Consider the following 3,725-nt stretch of genomic DNA (forward strand, 5'->3'; position numbering starts at 1 on the left):
CTTCGTTGAGCACGACCTGCCGGCCGGGGTAGGCACCTCGGGCGATTTCGACGTCACGATGGTCGAACTCGCCGGAGAAAACCAGCACGCCGAGCCATAGCTCGGCCTTGTAGGTGCCGGTCGGCCAACGGTGCAGCCAGACGTCGATGTCGAAGAGTTCGGTGGGGGCGGGTAGGTCAGGACCAGGCATCGAGCGGACTTCTCCTGAGGTCGAGGGCGCCGGACTTGGCGGCGACGATGAAGGGGGCGAGGGCGGCACTCAGGGTCGGGGCCGGGTGCTTGGAGTCGCGGATGGCGGCTGGCCAGGCCAACTCCACGCAGTTGGCGGTGTTAGTGCGGGAACTCTTCCTCCACCGCAGGGACCTGCTCATCGGCGCGTGGGGTCGAGGGCACCGGACTTCGCGGCGACGACCAAGCGAGTCAGATCGACGTGCAGGGTGGGGGTCGTGGGCGTTGCGGGTGAGGGTGAGGAGTTCGTCGCGTTTGGGGCCGATGACACCACAGATTGCCAGGATGGCAGCGACGTCCTCCGGCATGACACCGCGTTTGCCGTTGAAGATGCGGCTGATCTTGGTGTGCGACCAGCCCAGGCGCTCGGCCAGTTCGATGCGTTTGAGGCCCTGGGCGGCGGTGGCGCGGGACAGGGCCAGGCCCAGCTCGCGGGACCGCACCGTCGGTTCGCGCTCGTTCATGGCGGACACGCTAGAACGGCGCGACACCGGTTCGCGGTAACGCCATCAGAGGTTCACTCGGATGACTTTCTTGTGCCAGAGCGGCACATCAGTCCTCGACCGGCTCCTCGCGCGGCGGCTTGTACGGGTCCGGGTCGCCGGCGGGCTGGGCGCCGTTGGCCAGCCGGGCCACTTCGGCGTCGGCCTCCTTGGCCCTGGCCAGAAGGGCGTCGATGCGCTGGGCGTCCTCCGGCACGGTGTCCGCGACGAAGGCCAGGCTCGGGGTGAACCGCACCCCGGTACCCTGCCCGACCATGGTGCGCAGCACGCCCTTCGCGCTGTCCAGCGCGGCAGCGGCACCGGCCGTGTCCGGCGCCACGTCGAGCTTGTCGCCGAGAACGGTGTAGAACACGGTGGCTTCCCGCAGATCCGCGGTCACCCGGGCGTCGGTGATCGTCACCATCGCCAGTCGCGGATCCTTCACCTCGTGCTCAAGCGCGGACGCGACGATCTGCGCGATGCGCTTGGCCAGCTTGCGGGCGCGGGGTGCGTCAGGCACGGCCGCCTCTCCTATTCGTCATCTGGCCCGAGCAGCCGGCGCCGGGCGGACAGCAGTTCCAGCTCCGGGCGCCCGGCCACCAGGCGCTCGCACGCGTCCAGCAGATCGCGCACATGTTCGGCGTCCGGGGCGGCGACGGCCACCCCGATCAGGGCGCGCCGGTGCAGGTTGAGGTGGCCGGCCTCGGCCGCGCTCACCTCGAACCTGCGGCGCAGCTCGGCGATCACCGGTCGCACTGCGGACCGCTTCTCCTTCAACGAGTGGACATCACCGAGCAGAACGTCCAACTCGAGGGCACCGACGAACAACGGGCATCACTCCGGAACCGGTGGGAAAGCAATGTGGCATTGCTGCCCTAGCAGGAACTGAATGTCACATTGCTTTCCCAACCGCGGCGATCAGGTGCGGGGCTTCTCGCGCAGCTCGTACGTCTGGATCACGTCATCGACCTTGAGGTCGCTGTACGAACCAAGCGTGAGACCGCATTCGAAGCCCTCGCGGACCTCGGTCACGTCGTCCTTGAACCGGCGCAGTGTGCCGATGTTCAGGTTCTCCTGCACCACGTTGCCGTCGCGCAGCAGCCGGGCCTTGGTGTTGCGCCGGATCTCTCCGGAGGTCACCAGGCAGCCGGCGATCGTGCCCACCTTGGAGGACTTGAACACCTCGCGAACCTCGGCGCTACCCAGGCTCACTTCCTCGTAGATCGGCTTGAGCATGCCCTTCAAGGCCTGCTCGATCTCGTCGATCGCCTGGTAGATCACCGTGTAGTAGCGGACATCGATGCCCTCGCGGTTGGCCAGCTCAGTGGCCTTGCCCTCCGCGCGGACGTTGAAGCCGATCACAATGACGTTGTCCGCGATCGCCAGGTTGATGTCGCCCTCGGTGATGCTTCCGACGCCACGGTGGATCACCCGCAGCTCGACCTCGTCGCCGACGTCGATCTTCGTGAGCGCGTCCTCGAGGGCCTCGACGGTACCCGAGTTGTCACCCTTGATGATCAGGTTCAGCTGGCTGGTCTCGCGCAGCGCGGCGTCCAGGTTGTCCAGGCTGACCCGGGTGCGCCGGGTGGCGTTGAGGGCGTTGCGGTTGCGGGCCGAACGCCGCTCGGCGATCTGCCGGGCGACCCGGTCCTCGTCCACGACCAGGAACGTGTCACCCGCACCCGGCACCGAGGTGAACCCGATGACCTGGACCGGACGGGACGGCGTCGCCACGGTGACGTCGTCGTTGTACTCGTCCACCATGCGCCGGACCCGGCCGTAGGCGTCGCCCGCCACGATCGAGTCACCGACCCGCAGCGTGCCGCGCTGCACCAGCACGGTCGCCACCGGACCACGGCCGCGGTCCAGGTGCGCCTCGATGGCCACGCCCTGGGCCTCCATGTCGGGGTTGGCCCGCAGGTCCAGCGCCGCGTCCGCGGTCAGCAGGACCGCCTCGAGCAGACCCTCGATGTTGATCCCCTGCTTGGCCGAGATGTCCACGAACATCGTGTCGCCGCCGTACTCCTCGGCGACCAGCCCGTACTCGGTGAGCTGCTGACGGATCTTGGCGGGGTTCGCCCCCTCCTTGTCGATCTTGTTGACCGCGACGACACACGGCACGTTGGCCGCCTGCGCGTGGTTGATCGCCTCCACCGTCTGCGGCATGACGCCGTCGTCGGCGGCGACCACGATCACGGCGATGTCGGTGGCCTGCGCACCACGGGCACGCATGGCGGTGAACGCCTCGTGGCCCGGGGTGTCGATGAACGTGATGAGCCGCTCGTTGCCGTCCAGCGAGGTGGCCACCTGGTAGGCGCCGATGTGCTGGGTGATGCCGCCGGCCTCGCCCTCGTGCACGTTCGCCTTGCGGATGGTGTCCAGCAGGCGGGTCTTACCGTGGTCGACGTGACCCATGACGGTCACCACCGGCGGCCGGGCCTGCAGGTCCGACTCCTCGCCGGCGTCCTCGCCGTAGGTGATGTCGAAGGACCCGAGCAGTTCGCGGTCCTCCTCCTCCGGGCTGACCACCTGCACGTTGTAGTTCATCTCGGAGCCGAGCAGCTCGAGCACCTCGTCGGAGACCGACTGGGTGGCCGTGACCATCTCGCCGAGGTGGAACAGCACCTGCACCAGCGAGGCCGGGTTGGCGTTGATCTTGTCGGCGAAGTCGGTCAGCGAGGCGCCGCGCGGCAGCCGGATGGTCTCGCCGCTGCCCTTCGGCAACCGCACACCACCCACGCTGGGCGCCTGCATGTTCTCCATGTACTCCTGGCGCTTCTGCCGCTTCGACTTGCGGCCACGCCGGGACGGCCCGCCGGGCCGGCCGAACGCGCCGGCCGCGCCACCGCGACCGCCGCCGGAACCGGGCCGGCCACCGCCGCCACCGCCGCGGTAGCCGCCGCCGGTGCCCGCCGGAGCGCCACCGCCGCCGCCACCACCGCCACCGGGGCCGCCACGGAAACCGCCACCGCCGCCGCCCCCACCGGGACCGCCGCGGAAACCGCCACCGCCGCC

Annotated in this window: 4 protein-coding genes and 1 pseudogene; all 5 read right to left on the reverse strand. The window is 69.3% G+C overall.

Annotation, left to right across the window (positions count from 1 at the left end; translation table 11 throughout):
* A pseudogene (locus VFO68_RS07215) lies at positions 1-190 on the reverse strand (hypothetical protein); the annotation flags it as partial.
* Entirely contained in the window at positions 177-692 is a 516-nt protein-coding gene (locus VFO68_RS07220; protein WP_325157387.1) for a helix-turn-helix domain-containing protein, read from the reverse strand. The gene VFO68_RS07220 and the pseudogene VFO68_RS07215, both read right to left, overlap by 14 nt.
* Before the next feature lie 88 nt (positions 693-780).
* Positions 781-1,230, reverse strand: a complete 450-nt coding sequence (gene rbfA, locus VFO68_RS07225) for a 30S ribosome-binding factor RbfA (protein ID WP_325157388.1) — start codon at positions 1,228-1,230, stop codon at positions 781-783.
* Positions 1,231-1,241: 11 nt separating this feature from the next.
* A complete protein-coding gene (locus VFO68_RS07230) occupies positions 1,242-1,538 on the reverse strand; it encodes a DUF503 domain-containing protein (protein ID WP_325157389.1) in 297 nt (98 codons plus the stop codon).
* Between the two features lie 90 nt (positions 1,539-1,628).
* On the reverse strand, positions 1,629-3,725 hold a 2,097-nt coding region (infB, locus tag VFO68_RS07235; RefSeq protein ID WP_325157390.1), incomplete at its 5' end, for a translation initiation factor IF-2.

This window comes from Actinophytocola sp. (assembly GCF_035712165.1).
Lineage (GTDB): Bacteria > Actinomycetota > Actinomycetes > Mycobacteriales > Pseudonocardiaceae > DASYTH01.